We start from the raw sequence: 25,542 nt of genomic DNA, 5'->3' as shown, positions 1-25,542 counted from the left end.
CAACTATGTGAAAGGAGTTTTTTATTATGCATAAAAACAAAGTTATTGCGATAACAAATCAGAAAGGAGGTGTTGGAAAAACAGTGACTTCAGTCTCTTTAGGAGCATGTCTAGCAAATGACAACAAGAAAGTTTTAATTGTAGACTTTGATCCTCAAGGCAGCCTGACAAAGGGTCTAGGATACAGAGATTCAAGTTCCTATAAGTACAGCATTAAGGATGTTCTGTTCAATGAAATCAATGAAGGAGATATGGATTACAGAGATGCCATTATTCATACAGATGAGAACTTTGACCTATTACCATCAAATATTTCATTATCTGGCGCTGATATTCAGCTATCCAGTGTCATGAGTCGAGAAACAATTTTTAAGCGTGTTCTTGATAAGGTGAAGGAAGATTATGACTACATCCTCATAGACAGCAACCCTGCCCTCAATCTCTTTACGATTAATGGTTTAGTTGCTGCTGACAGTATTATTATTCCAGTTCAGGCTGAGCCTTATGCATGTGATGGTTTAAATGACCTGCTTCATACGATTGCTACTGCAAAAAAGCAGATCAATCCTGACTTAAAGATTGATGGCATCTTAATTACCATGACAGATGCAAGAACCAATCTTTCAAAGCATATTGCAAATGAAGTAAGAGAAATCTATGGTCAGCACATTCATGTCTTTAAAACCGAAATACCACGTGTAGTAAAAACGAGTGAAGCATCATTAACTGGACAGAGTCCAGTAAAGTATGCCCCTACTTCTGAATCTACCCTAGCCTATCAAAGACTCGCAAAGGAGGTTGAACAAATTGGCAAGAACATTACCAAAACTAAACACCAATTCTCTCGATGATCTATTTACAACGGAAGAACAGCGTCAAGATGCAAAGCTTGAAAAAGTCATAAAGATACCTATTCATCAGATTAGTGATTTTAAACAGCATCCATTTAATGTAAGAATGGATGAAGAAATGAACTCATTAATCGAAAGTATACAGGAAAATGGAATTCTTGTACCCGTACTTGTTAGACCTAATAAAGACAATGATGGATATGAAATGGTATCCGGACATAGACGTAAGTTTGCGATGCAACAGCTCGGTAAGATAGAAATTGACGCTATTGTACGTGACTTGGATGATGATCAGGCAACTATTATTATGGTTGATTCCAATATTCAAAGGGAAAATATTTTACCAAGTGAGCGTGGATTTGCCTATAAGATGAAATTAGATGCAATGAAAAGACAAGCAGGTAGACCTACTAAAAATTTGTCCCAAGTTGGGACAAATATTCGTTCAGACCAATTACTAGCCGAACAAGTTGGAGAAAGTCGCAATCAAATACAGCGATATATTAGACTTACCTATCTTGTTAAACCTTTACGAGATATGATAGATGGTGTAAGTGAAGATGGATTCAAAATAGCCATGAATCCTGCCTATGAACTGTCTTTTCTGACAGTAAAAGAACAAAATGATCTGGTTCAATGTATTAATGATACTCTAGCAACCCCTTCTCTTGCTCAAAGTCAGGAACTGAAAAGACTCAGTCAAAGCGAGAAACTTGATATTGACAAGATGATGGATATGCTGCTTACTGACAAGCCAAATCAGAAAGAAAAACTCAGTCTCAAGATGGAGGAAATTAATAAATATTTTCCAAAATCTTACACACCTAAGCAAAAGAAGGATTTAATTATCAAACTGCTAGGTGACTGGGCAAAGAAGAAAGAAAAATCAATGGAAAGATAAAATGTACGATTAAAAATTTTGTACATGTGACTAGGATTTCAGTGATTTTCCGTACATCTGGGGAATGTACGCCCTTTTTCGTCCAAAAACGTGACTGTGTTTTCCCCCTAAAACCCCCTTTCTACTAACCGAAAAGAATGTTTAATATAAGTATAATTATATAGTTATAATTGTTATTTATTTGAGAAGTTATAATTATTCATACATTCGTTATTTAAAATCGATAGAAGTAAAATCAAATTAGAAATTATTTTAAATAAGCATAAAGAATGGAGGTTTTCATATGAGCAAGAAAAAAATAATTCTACTGTTAGTTTTTGCTGGTTTTTTAGTAGGCTGTCATCAGACAAATACAAATAATAAATCAGCAACTAAATCAAAAAATGCAACTGGAGAAACTGTATATGAATATGACATCAAACAAGAAAACTCTACAAGCGCCAAAGACACTTTAGAGAAGAATAAAATTAAAAATGATGATTCTTTAAATGAAAAAGTTAATACTAACAATAAAAGTTCAAAAATAAATGAAATAAATATCACTCAAAAATCAGCTGTAAATCAAGAACAACACACAAACACAAATAAAACTGAAACAAAAAAATCATCAAACACAAATCAGGTCATAGAGGCTGTTGATTCTAAAGCAAACAGTAATCAAAGTACTAATTCTAATTCAGATCAGCAAAGTGTTCCAAAAGAAAATGTTTCAGATAAAAACAGTGGAAATGCTTCTCAAGAAAAACCTAAAGAAGATACTTCTACCTCACAAAAGTATTATTTTGCTAAATGTGACTGTGGTTACATGGTAGAAAGTCATGAATCTTTTGATGATGCAGTCAGTAAATTATTTGCAGCAGGTCATGGAAATTCATATGAACATTCTGGATATGTTGCAGGTGGAGACTTAGATTAAAAAATTATACATTACAAACAAATATCAGCTAACTAGACAGAAAAATATATAATTCTGTCTTTTTTATTTTAGATCAAACTATTTATCAAAATTAAGAAAGGAAAATGATTAAAATGATTAATCAAAATTTTATAAAGCGAATCAGTAAAATATTTCTGGTATTAACGATGGTATTTACAATGTTATTTACTTCTGGAAATAGTAATACCGTTAATGCCTATGATGTTAATGTCCCAAAACAGTTTACAAGGGTCAAAGAAATAACCTATCCTGAATGGTGGCGAAGAAAATGCCCTTCTATTACAAAACAGTGGTCTACATGGATGTGCAAGTATAACGGACAATGGTCCTACTGTCTAGAAGCCAGTAAGAATACACCAGTTGCAGGTTCTTATACTTCTCAGGTTATCGAAAATAACTCAATGGTAAGAAAACTGCTTTACTATGGTTTTGGTGGACCAGGAGCAAGCGATGCTAACGGTGGTTTGGATGGGAATCCAAATGACGGCAAAGGTTGTGGTGCCTTAACTGATGACGGATTGGACTATGAAGAAACAGCCTATCTTTACACACATGTACTTTTAAGTCTGGCTTATAGTGGTGATCTTTGTGGTGCTAATCTAGATGAACTTGAAGACTTAGGTATTGGTCTTAAAGGATTATATAATTTAATTTCTACTTTACCTGAACCAAGCAAAGCAAGTTTCAACGGTCAAACAAGAGCATCTTTTAAAGCTTCTTATGATAAAGCTACTAATTCTCAAAAAACTAATACAGTGACTTTTAATGGAGGAAGTCATTCAACAATCAAGATTCCTTTACAAAACAATGTCACATTACACAATGCAACTACTGGTGATGCACAGACTGGAGGAACTGTTACTGTACGAGGAGGTCAAAGTTTCTATTTCACTGCACCATGTAAAAACAGTCCATCAAACTATCAGACTGGTAACATTGCCGGAGAAAACTGTGCAAGATTTACAGCCCTAGCTATTGTTCCTGGTGGAGATAAACAAACACATGGTTCATGGGCTATGGACCCTGCATATCTTGATTTAAATATCACATGGTTAGATTTTGGAAATATTGAAATCAGTAAAACAAACACAAATAAAGATTTGATTGATGGTGCTGAATTCAATCTAAAATCAACATCATATGAAGGATATAATGAAAATGTTACTGTAAGTAATGGAAAAATAGTTATTGAAGACTTACTGGTTGGAACATATCAGCTAAAGGAATTAAATGCTCCTGATGGATATCTTTTAAATACTGATACTTTTACAATAACAGTTGAAAAAGATAAGACATCTGTGCAGCCAGTTATGGATCAGGAACCTACAGGTCAAATTGAACTGACAAAAGAAATTGATACTTCAAAAACAAATGGTTTACTTGGTGACGCAAATGCAAAAAATGTAACATTCAAATTATATGCAAAAGAAAAAATCATGAATAAAGCAGGTACTATCACCTTTTATGATAAAGATGATGTCGTATATACTTCCAAAACAGATGAAAATGGAAAAATTATCTGGGACAATCTTCCACTAGGAAAATACTATATTCAAGAATCAAAATCCAATGATTCATTAGTCATCAGTGATGAAAAAATCAACGTTTCTATTGACTACGAAGGACAAACTGTTTCAAAAGTAACAAGAAATGCTAAAGGAACAAATCGTGTCAATATGCAAAAGATTCAAGTTTTCAAATCAGGAGAAAAAGATGGAATTTCCGGACTTGTTAAAGGACTTCAAGGAGCTGAGTTTACTTTCCGCTTAAAAAGTGAAGTTGATCATGTTGGCTGGGATAACGCTACGGTATATGCTGTCATCACTACTGATACAAATGGAAAAGCAAATACCCCTTATATTCCATATGGTAAATATATCGTAAGAGAAACAAAAACACCTGAAGATTACATTACTGCTCCTGATTTTACTGTTTCTGTAACTGATGACTACACTGAATATCAGGATGTTGAACAAGTTAAAAGAATTAACATCAACAACAGACCTTTTACTTCTCAGTTAAAGATTATCAAAACTGATAAAGAAACTGGAAAAACTGTGACTTTAAATGGTGCTTCTTTTAAAATTAAAGACAATGAAGGAAACTATGTTGTTCAAAAAGTTGCAGGAAAAAAATATGACACTTTTACAACAAATTCTAAAAATATCGTTACAGTAAAAGATACAGAACTAGGAACAGTTACTCTTCCTCTACAGCTGGACGCTGGAAACTATACAATTGAAGAAATTGAAACTCCAAAAGGCTTTCTAGACTTGGATAGTCCTGTTCAGTTTACAATTACAAATACAAGAGATTACGATATGGACGAAGATGAAGATCCAATTTTAACAGTAAAAGTTAAAAACGAACAGCCAAAAGCTGAAATTAAAATCAGTAAGACAGTGACAGATTTAGATACTGATAAAGATTTAGTGGACAGATCTGATCTTTCACAAATTCAGTTCGAATTAAAAGCAAAAGATAATATCTACAGCTCTATTGATGGTTCTCTTCTATTTAAGAAAGATCAGAACATCTCTATTAAAGAATCAGGAGCGACATTAGTAGCTGGTAAAGAAATTAAAGACGGACTATTCAGCCTATCAGAAGATGGAAAGCTAGAAATCACAAACTTACCAATGAGTTCATCTGATGCTGCCTATTATTTACAGGAAGTTAAAACCATTGACGGATGTATTCTAGATTCTAAAAAATATGATGTAACATTCATACAGACTGATACTAAAACAAAACTTTATAGCAAAACATTCAACATTGAAAACAAAACAACACATTTTGAATTTAACAAAACTGATATTACTGGTGATAAAGAAGTTCCAGGTGCTACTTTAACAGTCAAAGATGAGCTTGGAACAACTATTGATGAATGGATATCAAATGATAAACCTCATTCAATTGAAGGTCTAACTGTTGGAAAAACATATACTTTAACCGAAACAATTAGCGCTGAAGGATATGTTAAAGCTACTGATATTATTTTTACAGTTAAGAATTCAAGCGAATTGGAAACTATCACCATGAAAGATAAGCAGGTATCTTTTACAAAGACTGATATCACTGGTGAAAAGGAAATTGAAGGAGCTACTATTTCTGTAAAGGAAAAAGAAAGTAAAAAAATTGTTGATGAATGGGTATCAACAAAAGACAGTCATTTTATCAGCGGACTTGAAGAAGGAAAAACATATATCCTTACTGAAAAAATTTCTCCTGAAGAATATGTTAAATCAAGTGACATTGAATTTACTGTAACAAAAGAAAAAGTCAATCAAAAAATCACGATGAAAGATAAGCAAGTTGCTATTTCAAAAATGACACTTGGTGGCGAAGAAGTAACTGGCGCTTCAATGCAAATTCTAGATCAAGATGGAAACATCATTGATGAATGGATTTCAGAAGGAAAAGAACATTTCGCAAATAATCTTGAAGAAGGAAAATCTTATATACTTCATGAAGATCTTTCTCCTCTAGGCTTAAATCTAGCAAATGATATAGAATTTGAAGTTACTTTTGATAAGGTTAATCAAAAAGTTGAAATGACTGATACAGTCAATGAAGTTTCAAAAATAAAAGAAGATGGAAAACTTCTAAAGAATGCTGAACTTACAGTTGTTTCTAAAAGAACAAAACAGATAGTAGATAAATGGATAACTGGTCAGCACATCTTTGATGTAACAGATGATATGAAGTCTCAAATCAAGGAAAATCAAAAAGCTGAAGGAATGTATATTGATGAAGATGACTCAACTGTCAGCTACAGCATTTCTAAAAATAAAGATCGTGATGATTACAGACTTTTATTTGTTAAAGATGGAACAACTACCTATACAAATATCGACTTAAATGGTAATGAAACTGCTCATATGATTAGTGGCTTAACCGCTGGAGAAGAATATGTTTTAATGGAAACTAAAACTCCAGATGGCTATGCAACAAGCAAGGAACAAACTTTTAAAGCTGAAAAAGATGAAGATATCACTCTTACAATGATTGATGAAGATATCAAAGTTCAAATAAGTAAACAAGATATTACCAGCAAAAAAGAAATCGAAGGAGCAAAATTAAAAGTTACTGATAAAGATGGTAATACTATCGATGAATGGACATCAAGTAAAGAACCACATTTAATTAAAAACTTACATGTTGGTGAAACCTATACACTTATTGAAGAAACTGCTCCTCAAGGCTATAAGATTGCTGAATCAATTAACTTTACAATCGAAGATACAGGAAATATTCAACATGTTACTATGTATGATGAACATCTTCCAGTTAAGGTAAAAACTGGTGATGACTGCTCATATCAATATTGGGTTGTTACTGGTATTTTAAGTCTAGCAGGACTATTAATAATCAGAATCAAAACTAGAAAAGAATATGAATAGTTTTTTACAAAATAAACTGGAGAATCTTAAAGATAATAGATTCTCCTTTTCTAACTGAATATATTTAATGAAAGGAATGAATGAAATGGAAACTTTAACACTAAAACAGGCAAACAAAATGATTATTAATGAAGTTATGGAATGTAAATTATTTAATCGTCCAGAAGTAGACTTTATCTTATTTAACGATAAAGAGAATTCAAATCAGACATCTATTGGTGTACATGAACATGACACCCCTTCTTTAGCCTATATTTTTTTACTAGAAACTAAAGCTGTGATTTCTGTTCATGACATAGATTTAAATGACGAAGATAAAGCAGTCATGGATCTTTATAATAATAATCTAGAAGGATACTTTCTTTTAAGAATTGAAAGCGAAGAAAACTATATAAATTATGTATCTCTTGATTTTCATATCCGATTATGGAATTATATTTCATCCCTAGAAGGTAATATTTTCTTTAAATATTTTTCGATAAAATATTATATTTCATACTGTAAAGAAAATGGTATCAACTATAAACTGTTAAACACATACAGTAATGATGATCTTGTAGACATCATTGAAGACTTTGATTTTGTTTATAATGAAGATAATTTCTTGGATTTATTAGATAACTTAAACAGGAAAATCTTATGTACACTTTCTGAAACAAACAAATCGGTTATTAATCAGTATTTAACTATGCGTGAACAGTTAATGGGTAAAAATTATGAATAAAAATAAGGTATATAAAATAGCCTTTTCTGCCTTACAGGAAAAAGGTATTTTTGATGGAAAGATAGACTATATTCTTGAAAAAGATTCTGGTATAAATGACAAGAGATATATATGCTATCTATCAAGGAAAAATGAAATAGAAGATATGTATTCAGTAACTATAGATACAAATGAAAAAGTAAATTCATACAACGTACCAAATTGGGATTTTAATATTGATGATTTTCTATTTAATGACTTAGAAAATGATTACAGAATATTAGAAATGAGCGCTGATACTCATTATGGAGTATGGTACCAAATCGATAAACTGAGAGATGAAATAAACAATACCGATGGCTTACAGAAATATCTTGCCTACTGTAAGCAAAATCATATAGACAAGAATTTTATGAAACAGTTTTATAAGGAAATTGATGTTATGGATCTCTATCAGGAAAAAGTTAATAACTATGTCATTATTTCTTCGACTGATGTAGGAACAAACAGTGTTGTCCTTGCCTACAACAAGAATGCTCCCAGTCCATATGTTACATGGGAAACAACTCCAAACAGACAATATGGCTACTCATCAGGTCATTACTTTTCTTCATTAAAGTCTGCTTTTCACGACTATCAGAAAAGAACAAATGATTGTCTTGAATCACATTTTCAATTTGAAAAAACCAAGCTACAAATAAAAGAAAATAAAGAAAAAGCTATTGAGCGATGATTAACAATCAAAATATTATATAATCTCTGGAACTCTTTGTAGTTCCTTTTTTATTACTGTAATAATTAGGAGGTGTTTCAATGCCTAGTAAATACAAATCAATACAAAATTTATGGTTTGAGTACGCTCAAATCATCAGTTCATCCCCTGCTTCATGGATGAACTTTTTAAATACTGCATCATGGTCATTCAAATATCGTTTTGAAGATCAGATTCTCATCTACGCTCAAAAACCGGAAGCAAAGGCATGTGCTGAATATGATACATGGAACAACAAACTTAATCGCTGGATTAAGAAAAATTCTAAAGGTATTGCACTATTAAGCAATGAACCAAACAAACTTCGTTATGTATTTGATATTGAAGATACATGGAGTCCTAAACATCAGCCTATTCATCTATGGTCTATAAACTTACAACATGAAGATGAAATCATAGAAATGATTGATGATAAATATGGTCCACTAAATACGCAGTCATTAAGTGATTCGATTATAGAAATGGCAAAAATTATTGCTGAAGAAAACACTCAGGATTATGTCACATCATTAATAAAATACAATCAAGGAAGTCATCTTGAAAATCTTGAAGAACAAGAAATCAAAAGAGTATTTACTCAACTATGTGCAAACTCTATTGCATACCAAATATTTAGTCGTTGTCAACTGGATACTCAATATGACTTTACCGAGGAAGATTTTAATGACATTACCCTGTTCAATACGTTAGATACAATTGGTCAATTAGGAACTACAGTTCATGATCTGACTGAAATTGGACTAGATGATATTGCTAGACTTGCAAGACAAATTATGATTCGTACATTTGAAGAAAATCAACAAATGATACAAAATAAAAACGTAGAAAACGAAAGGAGCAACCAAAATGAAAGAAATAGCTTATTCACAAGTGGGAGATTATCAAATGCCCAATCTTCGTCCAATGCAGCAGATTCTCAACAGCTACTACGCAAGGTTGAGATACGATTACCTGCAGATGAACCATCCAGGGCACCTGTTCGCACTCAAAGCGAAGAACGAACTCAATCAGCACCTTCAACAAATAGAATCTCAAGCACAAATGAGAATGGATACACTGATGAAGAAAATGCTGAAAAAGTATCCAGCTCCAGACAAACAGACTCATCAGATGGAATGGGTACAACATATGAACAATCTCAAACAGTCAGCCAACGAGATTATTCTCAAGGAGATAATCTACAGTTAGATTTAGACATTGATGAAACAATAGAAAACATTCAATCAGGTGGTAATATAAATCAATTACCGCCTTTTGATTTATTAGACCTGCCACAACTGTTAAGAGAAGATATGTCTTTGCAACATTCAAAAGAAGAAATCGTTCTTTTTTTCAAGGAACATACCGACGAAAAGGAACGAGCTTCCTATTTAGAAGAAGCATATGATGAAACTCTTGTTCAGACATTTAGAAATCCAGAAAAGAATGATTATTCTTATATTGGCTACAAAAAAATCAATCATCAGTTTCATGTATGGCGAGGCAACTATCTTAATAAAAAAAATGAATCAGTTCTGTCATTCTTTGAACTGCAGCAACATGTTGCTAAACTTATAGAAGATGATGAATATCTCCAATCTCCAGTTGACAGAATGACTGGCATACAGCTTGCCTATCAAAAGAAAGTTATCAATCGAAATGTAGACTATCATTTATTTCAATACCGCCCGTCAATGAACTATTCTTCATCTGAAATTATTGAATTTTTTAAAACTCATTCTTTTGAAATGCAGATTGAATATACAAAAACGATTTTCAATGACCATATAGAAGAATGGGAAGTTGATGGTGTTCCTCTTGGATATGATGTTCTAAGTGATGGACTTCATATCTATTTAGGAACTTTTGATAATCAGGTTGCAAGTCAGGATTTACAATGGAGCAATGTTGCCCACTATATAGATGGTATGATACTCAATCGATATTTTGACCCTGCTGTTCAGATTCCAACTTTAGAAGAACAGCAAAATGCAGTCTACGAAAACATACAAAATCTTCAAAATGGCATTTTCTTTTCACAGGAGGAAATCAATCGTGTTCTTGTCAGAGGAAGTGGCGTTGAAAATGGTAAGTATCGTATCTATCAGGAGTTTTTGAAAAATGGTTCATTAAAAGATAAGGCTCGTTTTCTTAAAGATGAATATGGTATGGGCGGAACATATCCGGTTATAGGATCTATCAGTGAATTTCATGACAGTAAGGGACTGCAATTAACAAAAGGAAAAGAAATTGGTCAAAATGAGATTGATATCACTTTAAAATGGGAAGATGTTGCTAAAAGGATTTCTTCACTTATAGCGGCAGACAGATATCTTAACAGTAAAGAAAAGCAGTACTATCCTGAATTTCTTAAAGAACAGATGCAACGTCAGCTTGAACATGAACGCTATCTTAAAGAAAAGAAACTAGGTATTTCAACTGATTTAACAGATAACGTAGAATCTATTAATGAAAAGCCTAAAGAATATCAGTTTGATGTTGGAGATACCATTTATATTGGTGCTGGTCAGTACTGTGTTATTGAAAACAAAGAAGATGTTGTTTTACAGGACAATGACTTCCCTCTTTTGCTTGAAAACTATTCAAAAGAAGAACTTCTCCAGCTCTTAAAAGAGAATCCATTAAATGATCATCTTTTAAAACCAATCGAAAACAGTATTGATGAAAATATCATGGAATCCACTATCGTACAAAATCAGGACACAATACATGAACTTCTAGATAAATATGTACCTCTACTTGAAGAAAAAATAAAACATTCTATGATTTATCCTGCACTTCTAGATCGTGATACTTCTATAGATGAAGCGACTGACTATGTGACTGAATATCTAATCGAAAATGCTTCAAAATATGAAAAAGATGATAAAATTTTTTATGAACAGTATATTCATGATACTGATTTTAGAAATTCTCTTATCCATCATCTTGTGGATAGAACATATCAGGATTATGTATTTACTAATCATCCAAAAGCAAACAAAAAAGATTTTAAAGAAATATATCATCTCATGGAAAAGATAGCACCTAGTATTGTCAGTCATGATGTTGTTTAGCGAATTAATTTAACTAACTTTTTTCAAATTAAATTAGACAGTATTAAATGTAAAATCATCACGATTAATTAAATTTGTTATACTATTTTAGACAATATCCGCACTTTATTTTATACTTTAACAGTAACAAAAATGCAGCTTTACACTGCATTTTCATATATTAATTTTAATCCTTCTGCAATCATTACACCATCAATTATGCTGTGCATGATATTTCCAATCCTTTCACTGTTCCAAAAAATATCATCTAACGTACTTAATGGACTTGATACATTTATCTCTGGTATACCAATCCAACGCTCTTGTCCCAGCTGAATTAAATATATGTCATACCTGCTCTTTCTTCCGCTTATACTGAATGATGTTATTTCATTGATTTTTTTTATATTTCTTATTTCACATTTCCATACCTGCTTTTTATATCTGCAGTTATATCTTATTGTTTTATCCGATTTCATTTGCTGCCTCCATTACTGTTTCATTATCGATTACCATTTTCTCTCTGGCTGCTCCTATTATTAAACAGTGGGTCAATAAATTATTCAGCTTTCTTGATGATCCCTGGCTTGCATTTGATAATGCCTTGAGCGCATCTGGCATTATCAGCGGCTGTGTTCTTCCTGCTTTTTTTAGCTTTTCAACCACATACCTTTCGATATCTTTCTCATTCATTCCAGAAGTTTCATACTGAATTACAATTCGCTGTTTCAATGCTTCATGCACAGCTCTGTTGACAGTGTGATTTAATACTGGTGTTCCTGACAGGATCAAAATTACATAATTATTTGAATCAAAATTAAAATTTAAAAGCATTATAAGATCATTAAGAATATCAGTTTTTAAAAACTGAGCTTCATCCAGTATGATCACTGGTACGATCCTTTTTTCATCGACAGTACTTTTTATATAGCTCTGTATATTTCTGAAATTATCTATTTTTTTATGCTGTGGTTCCAGCCCAAGCTGACTGCTCAGCTCACGATAAAATTCAATCGTTGTCAATGTAGACATTGGCATATAGATAACCTTATACAGTCCTGGGTTTAGTGTCTCACTGAATTTTTTCATGATAAATGTCTTGCCAGTTCCACTGCGTCCTGTGAAAAGTCCAATTCCTCGAACATCTTTCAGATAGTTAAGCCGACCAAGTGCTTCTTTAAAATCATTTGTAGATATTTCTATATCAGGCTGTCCTTTTTCAAACGGATTGAATTCAAGTCCGTAATAAATCTTAAAATCCTTCATCATGAATCCTCCTGTGCAAATAATGGTTTATTTCTTTTTATTCTGGAATTGTCAACCTTTCTGACTTCAAAGATTTCTATATAACTGTCATTTTCATATATATAAACGTTGCTTAAATCCGGTTTGTATTTAACTGTTATTCTTGTGCCGATATATTCCTGTTTTGTTTCATAAATTCTGGTATTGAGTCTGATTGTTGCATCATTGGCTACCTTTCTGGTAACCGTATGATAAAATATCTTTTCAAGTAAATTTGAATCGATTCTCCTGATTAAGTTTGAATCATCCATAAATACATTCAATGGTGTTTGACCGTTTAATGATGCATGTGGAGAATTGTTTTTTTGATTGACATATATACCAAAAGCAGCATCTATATCCTCGATACTTTTAAACTGGCTGAAATCAGTATTGTACATCCACTGTTCCTTTACTGATTTAAAGGCCCGCTCCACCTTTCCTTTCTGGTTGCCATGAAAGATTTTTGCACGACTTATCTGAATCTGCAGCTGAGCACAGATAAGTGGCAGCTGTTCATTCTTGTACGGTGTGCCGTTGTCAGTAAAAATTCTTTTTGGTATGCCGTATTTAGTTACAGCTCTCTTTAATACGGTTTGAACATTTACTGCATTGTCTTCGAGAAAAAATCCATAACCAACAATCATCCTTGAATGATCATCAATAATCATGATCAGATATGTTCTGAGCTTATGCCCGCTGTCATCGTTAATATAGGAACAGTAAGTAGTATCCATCTGCCACATGTCATTGGAATGTTCCATTTCAAAGGCCCGCATATCTTCAACAGGTATTCGGTTAAGTTCGGGTTTTGAGGCAATAAATCTTGATACTGTTGAAAGTGATACATCTTTTTTCAATATATCGCCATCTTCTATCAGTTTTAGATAAATGGAAGTGGCGGTCATCCTGGAGTTGTTTGCTTTCATATCAATGATTTTATTTTTTACATCTTTGGTCAGTTTGCGTGAATGCCCCTTGTCTTCACGTGTTTTTGGCATCAGCCCATTAAATCCCTCCCTGCGGTACAGGTCATACCAGTACCGTACAGTCTGGAAAGAGAATTCTTTAGAAGTGCCGTCAGGATACCGAAACGGAGTAGACGTAATTCTTTTGTAGTACTGCAGCGCAGAACGGTCAGGATATGTTTCATTAAGAACGGGAACGATCAGTTCATACCTGAAAAGTGCAATTTGAATGTTTAAATCTTCTTTTTTACTGTTATTCATATAGAATACACCTCCTGACCTAACCATATAACAGAGTGGAGGCATATTCAAAGGAAGGGGTATGGGAAAAAGAAATCATGTAAAAATGATCATATTTTTAGTTGAAATATGCTGCATAAACATAACATGATATTCTGAAAAATAATTTATTATGAAATCAAAACATTCAAAGTCACACCTACCAAAAAAAGCCAAAAAAGAAGTGAGACGTTCTTTGTGAAATTTAATATAAAAGGCAATAATTTTTTTGACCAGTTCTCTAGAAAAACCAGTTATTTTAGAAATAACAGAAGCAGAATCACTGACATTGCGATAGGACTGGATTATTTTTATTATACAGGGATTGGACAAAATCCGGTAAGGAATGATAATACTGGGCAAAAGAGCATGAGTACAGTTACAGCTTTCGCATTTGATTCTAACGATAGAAATTAAAATAGTATTGTCAGAATCAAGAGTTAAATAACGGGGATAGACAGCATGTCTGTGAAAATGACCAGTAGAACCGCATGTACATTTGATTTTAGTAAGAGCAAGAGATGAAATATCAAGGTCATATGAATCTTGAGAATAATTGTTGAAATTGAAGGTTTGAAATGTTATCATAATCTTGTACAAAACATACGTTTTGTTTTTTGGGAAAAGAAAGGCAGGAAGGCGAACCGATGACCCTTTCTTTTTTCGTATGTTTAACTCCTTTATATAATAATAAAACAGTTAGAATAACTTGCATATAATTTTATCAAATTATTCTAACTGTTTTGTTGCATTTATTAATTTTAATTGACTGGATGGTATTGTTTTTATTTTATATAATGTGCTAATCAACAGTCATGATGCCAGTTACTGTTCATTAAAAACAGCAAATGACTACGAACAGCAGCTCATGATTTCTTTTGATAATGACAATGTCATCAGTATGTTTCATTCAGCAGAATTAAATGGAATGGAATATAATGAACCATACATGTCATTTCAAATAGATATTGAAAACAAAACATTAACACCTGCTGAATATTCAAATGATTCTTTAGGAGTATCAATAGTGCCTGAGAACAATCAAAGCAGCTATAACGAAAATCTTACTGATTTAACAAAATATGCCAAACAGTGGCTGAATAATATCATTGATAAAGGCTATCATATCAAAACAGAACAGCTTACTATGATAAACCCAGGACAGCATCTCAGTTATACTGACTACATTGATTATCATGATGATGGAACGATTGCCTATAGTACTCTTCCTTACAGCGGGCTTGTCGAATACCTGAAAAAGTATCAAAAGGCTGTCACAAAAGAATACAGACAAAATTCAGAAGTTGAACTCCTAGAAAAAATATTAAGTCATCTTCAAATAGACAATATCGACATTACATGGGATGATGAAAATGAAATGATTCTTGCCGGCAATGAAGATTCCATGTGGAGCGGAAAAGAGTTTTATAATTTTCTCAAAAAGGAAGTTTTCAACTATCAGGATGACAAAATTACTGGTATCAATGATGTAGACTATCAGAAGTTTCTTGGCTATGAATCATTACAAAAGGAACTTCCTGAAAGAGAATCTAAACAAGCAGCAAAAATAGACTATCATATTGAAGATGAACACCTTGGTGAAGGAACACCAAAGGAACGATATAAAAACAACATTGCAGCAATCAGGCTGCTTTTTTCTTTGGAAAAGCAAAAAAGAAACGCAACTAAGGAAGAACAGGATGTTCTATCAAAATATGTTGGCTGGGGTGGACTTGCTGATGTTTTTGACGATTCCAAATCAAACTGGGCAAACGAATATCATGAACTCAAAACATTACTATCCGAAGAAGAATACACAAAGGCTAGAGAGTCAACATTAACTGCTTTCTATACTCCACCTGCTGTTATTGAAAGTATTTATAAAGTTTTAAATCAACTGGGTTTCAATTATGGAAACATTCTAGAACCAGCATGTGGAACTGGCAATTTCTTTGGCATGATACCTGAATCAATGAAAGATTCAAAGCTCTATGGAATTGAACTAGATTCCATTAGCGGAAGAATCGCAAAACAGCTTTATCAAAATGCCAGTATTGCTGTAGAAGGCTATGAAAAAACAAATCTTCCTGATTCTTTTTTTGATGTAGCTGTTGGGAACGTCCCTTTCGGTCAGTTTGGCATTCTCGATAAGAAGTACGATAAATATAACTTCAATATTCATGATTACTTCTTTGCAAAAACTATAGATAAAGTCAGACCAGGAGGTATCATTGCCTTTATTACAAGCCGCTATACAATGGATAAAGCCAATTCAACAGTAAGAAAGTATATCAATGAACGTGCTGAACTGTTAGGAGCTATAAGACTTCCTGATGATACATTTTCTAAAGCTGCCAATACAAAAGCAGTCAGCGATATTCTGATTCTTCAAAAACGTGAAAGACCTGTTGTTCATGATGATATATGGCTATCAACTCAAGCTGATGAAAATGGTTTGACCTATAACTCCTATTTCATTGAACATCCGGATATGATTTTAGGAACACCTGAAAAAAACAGAAGCATGTATGGACGTGAAGACTTAACTGTAAGTCCTTTTGAGGATATATCCTTAAAAGAAAGTCTTGATATTGCCATTCAATCCATTCATGGAAATATGGACAGTATTATCTTATCCGACTCCCCTCTCTTACAGGAAAATGAAGATATCACACGTATTCCTGCTGATCCTACAGTAAGGAATTTTTCATACACTCTTGTTGATGGTGACATTTATTTCAGAGAAAACAGTCAGATGTCAAAGATTGAATTATCTAAAACTGCAAAAAATCGTATTACTGGAATGATTGAAATAAGAGACTCTGTTCGTCGACTAATCGACTATCAAAAAGAAGATTATCCGGATGACATGATTCATAATGAACAGGTCAATCTGAATCAGCTCTATGATACATTTACCTCACAGTACGGTCTTATCAACAGTCGAGGAAATGCTATTGCATTTAGAGAAGATAGTGCCTACTACCTGCTCTGTTCACTAGAAAACATTAATGAAGATGGAACTTTAAAATCAAAAGCTGATATCTTTACTAAACGTACAATAAGAAAACATGAATTAAAAAATCATGTTGAAACTTCCAATGAAGCCTTAATGCTATCCTTAAGTGAAAAAGGAAAAATTGACTTTGATTACATGCAGTCTATAACAGATTATGATAAAGATAAAATCATTGATGATTTAAAAGGTGTTATTTATAAGATACCTAACATTAATGATGGATCCATTGAAGAATATGTAACTGCTGATGAATACTTAAGTGGTAATATTCGCAAGAAACTTGAAATAGCTAAACTGTCAGCAAGTATTAATCCTCAATATCAGTATCATGTTGAACAGCTGGAACATGCCATGCCACAAGAACTCACTGCCAGTGAAATAGAAGTAAGAATTGGTGCAACATGGATTGATCCACAAGTTTATGAACAGTTTATGTTTGAACTGCTATCTACTAGTCATTTTGCAAAGGAATATATGCATGTCAACTATTCTCATGTAACTGCTGAATGGAATATTTCAAACAAGAACTATGACAGAAATAATGCCAAGGCTGAAAAAACGTATGGAACGAGTCGAGCTAATGCCTATCGACTTATTGAAGATTGTTTAAATCTTAAAGCAACAAAGATTTATGACTATTCATATGATGAGAATGGTAAAAAAGTTGCTATATTAAATAAAAAGGAAACAATGATTGCTCAACAAAAGCAGGATTCCATCAAAGAAACATTTAAAGACTGGATATGGAAAGATTTTGACCGCAGAGAACAGCTAACAAAGAAATACAATGAGCTGTTTAATTCTACACGACCAAGAGAATATAATGGTGATCATTTAGAATTCCCTAATATGAACAGTGAGATCACTTTAAGAAAGCATCAAAAAGATGCAATTGCACATATACTTTATGGCGGTAATACCCTGCTTGCTCATGTTGTCGGTGCAGGGAAAACTTTTGAAATGGTTGCTGCATGTATGGAATTAAAGCGATTAGGAATATCTCAAAAAAGTATGTTTGTTGTACCTAATCATCTTATTGAACAATGGGGTTCAGAATTTTTACAGCTTTATCCAAGTGCTAATATTCTGGTTGCAAGAAAGCAGGACTTTGAAAAAAGCAATCGCAAAAAATTCTGTTCCAGAATAGCGACTGGTGATTATGATGCCATTATCATTGGTCATTCGATGTTTGAAAAAATACCTATGTCAGTAGAAAGACAAAAAAAGCTCATAGAAAATCAAATAGAAGAAATCACCAAAGGCGTACAAGATTTGAAACAGAATCATGGAGAAAGATATTCCATCAAGCAACTAGAAAAGACGAAAAAGTCGCTCACAAAAAGATTAGAAAAACTTAATGATACTGAAAGAAAAGATGATGTTGTTACATTTGAAGAATTAGGTGTTGACAGGATTTTTGTAGACGAAAGTCATAACTACAAAAATCTTTTTTTATATACGAAAATGAGAAATGTTGCTGGATTATCACAACCCGAAGCACAAAAATCATCAGATCTGTTTATGAAGTGTCAATATCTTGATGAAATAACGAGTGGTAAAGGAATTGTCTTTGCAACAGGAACACCTATCAGTAATTCAATGACAGAAATGTATACGATTCAACGCTATCTTCAGTACAACACTCTTAAGGAACATCATCTGGAGCATTTTGACAGCTGGGCATCAACATTTGGAGAAACAACAACAGCAATTGAACTGGCTCCTGAAGGAACTGGATATCGTATGAAAACAAGATTTGCGAAATTCTACAACCTTCCAGAACTTATAAATATGTTTAAAGAAGTTGCTGATATCAAAACTGCCGATATGCTAAACTTGCCAGTACCTCATGCTCACTATCACAATATTGCAGTGAAACCTAGTAACTTACAGAAAGAAATGGTTGAATCACTTGCTGATCGTGCTCAAAAGGTACGAGATGGAAATGTTGATCCTACAGAAGATAATATGCTGAAGATTACAAACGATGGTCGAAAATTAGCATTAGACCAGAGACTCATCAATCCCCTGCTTTCTGATAATGAAGACAGCAAAGTAAACGCATGTGTTGAAAATGTCTTCAACATCTATCAGGAAAACAGAGATAAAAAAGCTACTCAGCTTATCTTCTGTGATATGTCTACACCTTCAAAATCTTCAAATTCATTAAAGGGAAAAATAGCTAATAATGAACTGAATAATTTTGAATACTCTAATGTCTATGATGATATAACAAAGAAACTGATTCAAAAAGGTATTCCAGCAACTGAAATTGCCTATATTCATGATGCACCTACTGATGCAAAAAAGAAGGAACTATTCAGTAAAGTCCGTTCAGGAAATGTAAGGATTCTTATTGGTTCAACAGCAAAAATGGGTGCTGGAACTAATGTTCAAGACTTATTAATTGCCAGTCATGACTTAGATTGTCCATGGCGTCCATCTGACCTGGAACAGCGAGCTGGTCGTATCATTCGACAAGGAAATACGAATTCAGATGTTCATATTTACAGATATGTAACTGAACAGACATTTGATGCGTATTTATATCAGCTTGTCGAAAACAAGCAAAAATTTATTTCTCAGATCATGACAAGCAAGTCTCCAGTAAGAAGTGCTGAAGATATTGACGAAGCATCGTTAAGTTATGCCGAAATTAAGGCTTTAGCTAGTGGTAATCCTAAGATTAAGGAAAAGATGGATTTAGATATTCAAGTCAGCAAACTGAAACTTGCTAAAGCTAATTATCTTTCTGAAAAGTATGATCTGGAAGATAAAATCATCAAGTACTATCCTATGAAAATATCTTCAATAAATGAAAAAGTGAAAGCATATGAACAAGATATGAAAGAAGTCGTACCAGTTAATGAATTTGCAGGAATGAAATTAAGTGGCAAATTCTATCAGGAAAAGGAATTAGCTGGTAATGCATTATTACTTCTTTGCAAGCAAGTTCAATCACTTCATCCTACACAAATAGGCGAATATAGAGGATTTCAAATGAGCTTGTCATATGATACATTTAGTAACAGTCATATGATTGAACTCAAAAAGAATGCCACATATCTTGTAGAACTGGGTACTGATGTCTATGGAAATATCACTCGTTTAGATAATCAAATTGATAATATTTCTAAAAAACTTCAAGTCGAAAAAGCTTTACTTGATACAGTTGAACATCAGTTTGAAACTGCAAAAGAAGAAGTCAAACGTCCATTTGAAAAGGAAAAAGAACTTCAGGAAAAATCAAAAAGACTGTCAGAATTAAATAAAGAATTAGATATTGGAACCAATGATGAACATTTAGAAGCTGGATTGGATGATGAAGTTGAAGATGTTTCAATAACAAAAAATGAATATTCAAGATAAGGGAGTATGCTCCCTTTTCTTCATGATACAGGAAAGGAAGTCAAACAATGACCCGTAAAAAAAGAATAAGCACAAAAGATTTAAGAGTCGTAAGACAGTTAGATTTATTAACCTATTTTCAAAATTATGAAGCAGAAGAACTCATTAAAAACGGAAGAAATGATTACAAAATTAAAAGTCATAGTTCCCTTCACCTATCCAATGGAATGTGGTGCTACTGGGCTAAAAATATTGGTGGTGTATCTGCTTTAGATTATTTTATTAAAGTTGAAGGATGGGGTTTTCTAGATGCAGCTCTGTATCTTCAGCAATTAATTAAAAATAAAACACCAATTCAATCAAAACAAACTATCAAAATATCTGCCCCTTTTCGCTTGCCCAATAGAAATGAAAATGAAAACGAGCTAATTAAATATCTTACAAAAGAAAGATGTATTGATAAAAAGATTGTTGATTATTGCATAAATAACCACTTAGTCTACGAGACTCAAAAGGATCATTCTGTTATATTTATCGGATATGATGAACACCATTTTCCTCGACATGCAACAAAAAGGTCAACAACTTCCAATTTTAAAATGGACTTAGCCGGAAGTCATAAAGAAAATAGTTTCAATATTGTTAAGGATTCTTCTTCAATATTACATGTTTTTGAATCAGCAATTGACTTACTTTCTTATCTTACCTTATTAAAAAGACAAGGTCGAGATTACTTGAATGATAACTATCTTTCGCTATCAGGAGCAACACTTATCGGTCAGTCAATTGAAGAAAGTTCAATTCCAGTTGCATTAGAATATTTTTTAAATCATCATCCAAATATAAAAACTATTCATCTATATCTTGATAACGATAAAGCAGGAAAAGATACAACATTAAAGATTATTTATCATTTAAAGGATAGATATACAGTCTTTGATAATACTCCTCAAACTGTAAAAGACATGAATGAATTATTAATTAAACGAGTTCGAACTAGGAAATATTTACATGAAAGATGATGAAAATAGATTGTTAAGTATCTTGCTAAATGAGATAATTATAAAAAGTTAAAAACATCAAAATTTAGGAAGAAGGTATATTCATGCTATGGCTTATTGCTGCTAATCCAAAAAAATATAATGTAGAATTAGCATTTAAAGAACTACAATTCGTTGACTGGAAGAAAAACTCAAACTATAAAACTGGAGATACAATTTTCATTTATGTTAGCAAGCCAATTCAAGCAATTAAATATGTCTGTGAAGTGGTAAATGACAATATAAATGGAAAAACATATAGAGATGATAGAAAATATTGGGTAGATCAAATTCAATATGAATCAGGATTAAATGGAAATGGTTATGTAAGACTTAAATTAATAAAAGAATTTGATAATGATGAACTTACATTGGAAAAGCTTGCATCTCATGGATTAAATGGCAGAATACAAGGTCCAAGAAAATTCTATAATGATAATAATAATCTTCATACATGGGCTGAATATATATTAAATTATCAAATAGAAAATACACTTATTCATAATTTAATAACTGATAATTCCTTTGATTATTTTTGGAAAAAATTTGAAGATAAAGCGTTCGCTAATAATATATTTGCTTCATTATTTTTTAAAACAAGAACACACAATAGATCCTATTATGATGTTTCATGGCGAAGTAATGATGTTCATTTGGTCATAAGATACAATTCTCAAAATAAATGGATTGAGATCTATATTAGAAGAAGTAAATCTATATTTCAATATTATCTATCTCATATCAAAGAACTTGAAAATGATTTATCTAACCATCTTGAAATAACCGAAAATTCACTTAACAATTCTACTAAACATAAGAAATTCATCTTAAAATACACACATTACAATATTGTTCAAGAACAATTCATTGATTGGTGTATTAAAGAATGTATTCAAATTAAAAATAATATCGATACTATTGATAGTAATATGAGAAATGAGATAAAAAAAGAAGAAGTAAAAATTGATACTCAGCTTCAACTAGAACTTTCTTGCGAAAAGAAGTCCGATAATGCTTTTGAATATTCAGATGAACCAATAGAAAAACCTGATTCAACAATTGTCAACAATATAATCATTTACCAAAGAGATAAACAAATTGCTTTAAATGCTTTAAATCACGCAAACTACACTTGCGAAATTGATAAAAATCATAGATGTTTCTTGAAGAAAGATGGAGAAACTCCTTATACAGAAGCACATCATTTAATACCTTTATCTTTTCAAGATGAATTTGAATATTCATTAGATGTAGAACAAAATATTGTATCATTATGTAGTAATTGCCATAATGAAATTCATTATGGGTATAACGCTAAAGAACTTATCAAAAAATTATATGAAGAAAGAAAAGATTTATTAAAAGCAAAAAAAATACCAATTACTTTAGAAAAATTATATGAGTATTATGGTTATTAAGACATTAGCAAATTAAGTTAATGTCTTTTCTTTATTATATACTTTTATAAATCTAGGAGAAAATAAATGAAAAATTATACAATAGAAATTACTGAAACTTTACAAAAACAAGTGACAGTTAAAGCAAATTCTCGTGAAGAAGCCATACAAAAAGTCAAAGAACAATATTATGATTGTTCTATCATTTTAGATTCAAATAATTATATTGATACGGAGTTTCAATATATCAAAGAAGAAAAAATCAAAAAAGAAATGGAAAGATAATTTCAAATATCTTTCTTTTTTGTTTACTGAAAAAACAAAGCTAAAGGAGAAAAATTATATGAACTTAAAAGAAAAATATCCAAAAGGCACAAAAATAAGATGCATAAACATGCAAGATTCAATTCACCCTATCCCATCAGGTACTGTCGGAGAAGTAGACCATGTTGATGATGCTGGTCAGATTCATATGCACTGGCAGAATGGTTCTTCACTTGCTTTAATACCTGGCATTGATGAATTTGAAGTTATAGAAAGAAAACCTAAACAAAAAAATAAAGGAGTTGAACGCTAAAATGCTCAAGAAAATTCTTAAAGAAATCCAAAAACAAGAAAAAGAGAAAGAAGCAAAAATTAATTTAAAAAAGCAATTAGAGCTGCAAATCAATGAACATTCTAACAAGTTAAAACAGCTCTACACACTCAAAAATGAATTTGAAAAACTTGAAAATAATCTTGATGATTATTTCAATCCTAAACAGGAAGAATAACTCACTTTTTGAGTGTCTTGTACTGTAGCAAGCACTGAATTTGTACGGACACAAATTCGCATGTTAGGGTTGCACCCTAATACCCCAATCAACAAAAAATACAGAAAAGGAGAATTAAGAAATTATGAGAGGTAATCGCAAAAGAAAGCATCGTGTTGAAGTTGCAATGAATGATCAGGAATATGAAGTATTTTTAAAACATGTTAAAGAATGTGGAATGACCAAACAGACATATTTACTTTTTCTCATTAAAGATAGAATTCCTCAACCAAGACCGTCTGAAGATTTTCAAGAAGTTATTAGACAGTTAAGAAGGATTGGAACTAACATCAATCAGCTGACAACTGTTGCCAATAAAAACGGAAGTATTGATATACTAAAATTTAATAAAGCTTTAGAAGAACTCAATCATCAAATTATTGAAATAAGAAAACAGGTCTATCTTCCAAAGGTGGTTAATAAATAATGGCAACAACAGCTATATGGGATATCAAGGATAATTTAAAAAGAGTTCTTGATTATGCTTCCAATCCAGATAAAACAGAAATTCATGAACATGACTATCAATACAACGGTTTAAATCAGGTGATTTCATATACAACACAAGATATAAAAACGGAAAAACAACTTTATGTAACAGGCATAAACTGTTCTCTCCCTACTGCCTTTGAAGAAATGCAAATTACAAAAGCAGCTTTCAATAAAACTGATGGTATTATTGCCTTTCATGGTTATCAGTCCTTTGTTCCAGGTGAAGTCACTGCTGAAACTGCTCACCAGATTGGAATTGAACTTGCACAAGCCATGTGGGGAAATCGTTTTGAAGTTCTAGTTTCAACACATTTAGATAAAGCTCACTATCATAATCACTTTGTTATTAACTCTGTTAGTTTTGTTGATGGAAAGAAATACTATGACAATAAAGAAAGCTATAAAACAATGAGAAATCTATCTGACAATCTATGTCGTAAATATCATCTGTCAGTTATTGATGAACCACAACAAAAAGGAATGCACTATGCACAATGGAAAGCCGAAAAAAATCAGGAACCAACATGGCGTACACTCATTAAAGAAGATGTTGATTTTGCTATTGGTCATTCTATGAGCATGAAACAGTTCTACAAGCATCTTCAGGAACTGGGCTACGAAATCAAGTATGGTAAACATGTTGCTATCAGACCGAAAAACAAAGAACGTTTTGTAAGACTCAGAAGTTTAGATAAATTCGGTAATTATAAAACCGACAGTATTGAAGAAAGAATATATGAACAATATTATGTTCATTTCCAGTCAATAAAGCAGCCAAAACAAAAATTGAAACATTATCACTATCAGGGATCATTAAAAGATAACAAATGTAAAATAACTGGTTTTAAAGCTCTCTACTTTCGTTATCTTTATTTACTGGGAGTGATACCCAAAAATGCACCTCAAAAAAAAAGAGTGCATTTTTTATTGAGAGATGATTTAAGACAGCTTGATACGATTACTCAGGAAGTTACTTTAATCAACAAAAAAAATATAAACAACATAACAGAATTAGAATCACATCAATATTTTGCTTCAGAAAGATTGGAAAATCTTATTAAAGAGAGACGCTGTGTTTACAACAAAATAAGAAGATGCCGTAGTGATGGTAAAAAAGTTCTGCTTCAACAGGACGTAGAATCTTTATCAGATGAAATCAAAGACTTAAGAAAGGAGGTGATGCTTTATGAGGGTATAAAAGTTCGTTCTGAATCAATCAGACAAAAACTAAAACAGATTCAAGAAGAAGAAAAACAAAAAACTAGAAAAACAAAATATAAAAACAAGGAAGTGAAATAACT

At 32.1% G+C, this 25,542-nt stretch carries 19 protein-coding genes; 15 read left to right on the top strand and 4 right to left on the bottom strand.

The annotated features are described in order from the left end of the window. Positions 1 to 26: 26 nt before the first annotated feature. From OC535_RS03930 to OC535_RS03900, 7 genes are all read left to right on the top strand, one after another. On the top strand, positions 27 to 851 hold the full coding sequence (locus tag OC535_RS03930; protein WP_498823227.1) for a ParA family protein: 825 nt from the start codon (positions 27 to 29) through the stop codon (positions 849 to 851). Further along, a complete protein-coding gene (locus OC535_RS03925; protein ID WP_498823226.1) occupies positions 808 to 1,752 on the top strand; it encodes a ParB/RepB/Spo0J family partition protein in 945 nt (314 codons plus the stop codon). The genes OC535_RS03930 and OC535_RS03925 overlap by 44 nt, the downstream gene beginning before the upstream one ends. Positions 1,753 to 2,035: 283 nt before the next feature. Next, positions 2,036 to 2,668 carry a hypothetical protein gene (locus OC535_RS03920; RefSeq protein WP_498823225.1) on the top strand — a complete coding sequence of 211 codons (633 nt, stop codon included), beginning with the start codon at positions 2,036 to 2,038 and terminating at the stop codon, positions 2,666 to 2,668. Positions 2,669 to 2,781: 113 nt separating this feature from the next. Then, the gene (locus tag OC535_RS03915; protein ID WP_498823224.1) at positions 2,782 to 7,092 is read left to right on the top strand and encodes a SpaA isopeptide-forming pilin-related protein; all 4,311 of its coding nucleotides are present in this window, start codon (positions 2,782 to 2,784) and stop codon (positions 7,090 to 7,092) included. Positions 7,093 to 7,177: 85 nt separating this feature from the next. After that, positions 7,178 to 7,816: a hypothetical protein gene (locus tag OC535_RS03910; protein WP_498823223.1), complete on the top strand. Its 639-nt coding sequence runs from the start codon at positions 7,178 to 7,180 to the stop codon at positions 7,814 to 7,816. Beyond that, complete coding sequence (locus tag OC535_RS03905) at positions 7,809 to 8,528, top strand: hypothetical protein (protein WP_498823222.1); 720 nt, start codon at positions 7,809 to 7,811, stop codon at positions 8,526 to 8,528. The genes OC535_RS03910 and OC535_RS03905 overlap by 8 nt, the downstream gene beginning before the upstream one ends. A gap of 80 nt (positions 8,529 to 8,608) precedes the next feature. Beyond that, positions 8,609 to 11,623: a hypothetical protein gene (locus OC535_RS03900; protein ID WP_498823221.1), complete on the top strand. Its 3,015-nt coding sequence runs from the start codon at positions 8,609 to 8,611 to the stop codon at positions 11,621 to 11,623. A gap of 140 nt (positions 11,624 to 11,763) precedes the next feature. Here OC535_RS03900 and OC535_RS03895 read toward each other — a convergent pair whose 3' ends face one another. The 4 genes from OC535_RS03895 to OC535_RS03880 form a co-directional block, all read right to left on the bottom strand. Continuing rightward, positions 11,764 to 12,081, bottom strand: a complete 318-nt coding sequence (locus OC535_RS03895) for a DUF6618 family protein (RefSeq protein WP_027088811.1) — start codon at positions 12,079 to 12,081, stop codon at positions 11,764 to 11,766. After that, complete coding sequence (locus tag OC535_RS03890) at positions 12,068 to 12,868, bottom strand: ExeA family protein (protein ID WP_498823190.1); 801 nt, start codon at positions 12,866 to 12,868, stop codon at positions 12,068 to 12,070. The genes OC535_RS03895 and OC535_RS03890 overlap by 14 nt, the downstream gene beginning before the upstream one ends. Further along, the gene (locus OC535_RS03885; RefSeq protein WP_027088813.1) at positions 12,868 to 14,115 is read right to left on the bottom strand and encodes a DDE-type integrase/transposase/recombinase; all 1,248 of its coding nucleotides are present in this window, start codon (positions 14,113 to 14,115) and stop codon (positions 12,868 to 12,870) included. The genes OC535_RS03890 and OC535_RS03885 overlap by 1 nt, the downstream gene beginning before the upstream one ends. A gap of 75 nt (positions 14,116 to 14,190) precedes the next feature. Beyond that, positions 14,191 to 14,721 (bottom strand): DUF6431 domain-containing protein, encoded by a 531-nt coding sequence (locus OC535_RS03880; RefSeq protein ID WP_222704623.1) that lies wholly within the window; start codon positions 14,719 to 14,721, stop codon positions 14,191 to 14,193. Between the two features lie 211 nt (positions 14,722 to 14,932). Between OC535_RS03880 and OC535_RS03875 the strand changes: the two genes are divergently transcribed. The 8 genes from OC535_RS03875 to OC535_RS03840 all read left to right on the top strand — a co-directional run bounded on the left by OC535_RS03875 (position 14,933) and on the right by OC535_RS03840 (position 25,540). Beyond that, positions 14,933 to 20,521, top strand: a complete 5,589-nt coding sequence (locus tag OC535_RS03875) for a helicase-like domain-containing protein (protein ID WP_498823220.1) — start codon at positions 14,933 to 14,935, stop codon at positions 20,519 to 20,521. Between the two features lie 47 nt (positions 20,522 to 20,568). Beyond that, a complete protein-coding gene (locus tag OC535_RS03870; protein WP_498823219.1) occupies positions 20,569 to 21,522 on the top strand; it encodes a DUF3991 domain-containing protein in 954 nt (317 codons plus the stop codon). An 83-nt stretch (positions 21,523 to 21,605) separates the two neighbouring features. Next, positions 21,606 to 22,958 carry an HNH endonuclease gene (locus OC535_RS03865; protein WP_498823218.1) on the top strand — a complete coding sequence of 451 codons (1,353 nt, stop codon included), beginning with the start codon at positions 21,606 to 21,608 and terminating at the stop codon, positions 22,956 to 22,958. Positions 22,959 to 23,024: 66 nt separating this feature from the next. Next, positions 23,025 to 23,222 carry a DpnD/PcfM family protein gene (locus OC535_RS03860; protein WP_498823217.1) on the top strand — a complete coding sequence of 66 codons (198 nt, stop codon included), beginning with the start codon at positions 23,025 to 23,027 and terminating at the stop codon, positions 23,220 to 23,222. Positions 23,223 to 23,280: 58 nt separating this feature from the next. Then, the gene (locus tag OC535_RS03855) at positions 23,281 to 23,514 is read left to right on the top strand and encodes a DUF4314 domain-containing protein (protein ID WP_498823216.1); all 234 of its coding nucleotides are present in this window, start codon (positions 23,281 to 23,283) and stop codon (positions 23,512 to 23,514) included. A 1-nt stretch (position 23,515) separates the two neighbouring features. After that, entirely contained in the window at positions 23,516 to 23,710 is a 195-nt protein-coding gene (locus OC535_RS03850) for a hypothetical protein (RefSeq protein ID WP_498823215.1), read from the top strand. A 124-nt stretch (positions 23,711 to 23,834) separates the two neighbouring features. Next, positions 23,835 to 24,176, top strand: a complete 342-nt coding sequence (locus tag OC535_RS03845) for a plasmid mobilization protein (RefSeq protein ID WP_498823214.1) — start codon at positions 23,835 to 23,837, stop codon at positions 24,174 to 24,176. Further along, a complete protein-coding gene (locus tag OC535_RS03840; protein ID WP_498823213.1) occupies positions 24,176 to 25,540 on the top strand; it encodes a relaxase/mobilization nuclease domain-containing protein in 1,365 nt (454 codons plus the stop codon). The genes OC535_RS03845 and OC535_RS03840 overlap by 1 nt, the downstream gene beginning before the upstream one ends. Positions 25,541 to 25,542 lie beyond the last annotated feature (2 nt).

The sequence above is a fragment of the Clostridium sp. Marseille-Q5894 genome (assembly GCF_946902305.1).
Classification (GTDB): Bacteria; Bacillota_I; Bacilli_A; order Erysipelotrichales; family Coprobacillaceae; genus Thomasclavelia.
This window is presented reverse-complemented; position numbering and strand designations above follow the sequence as displayed.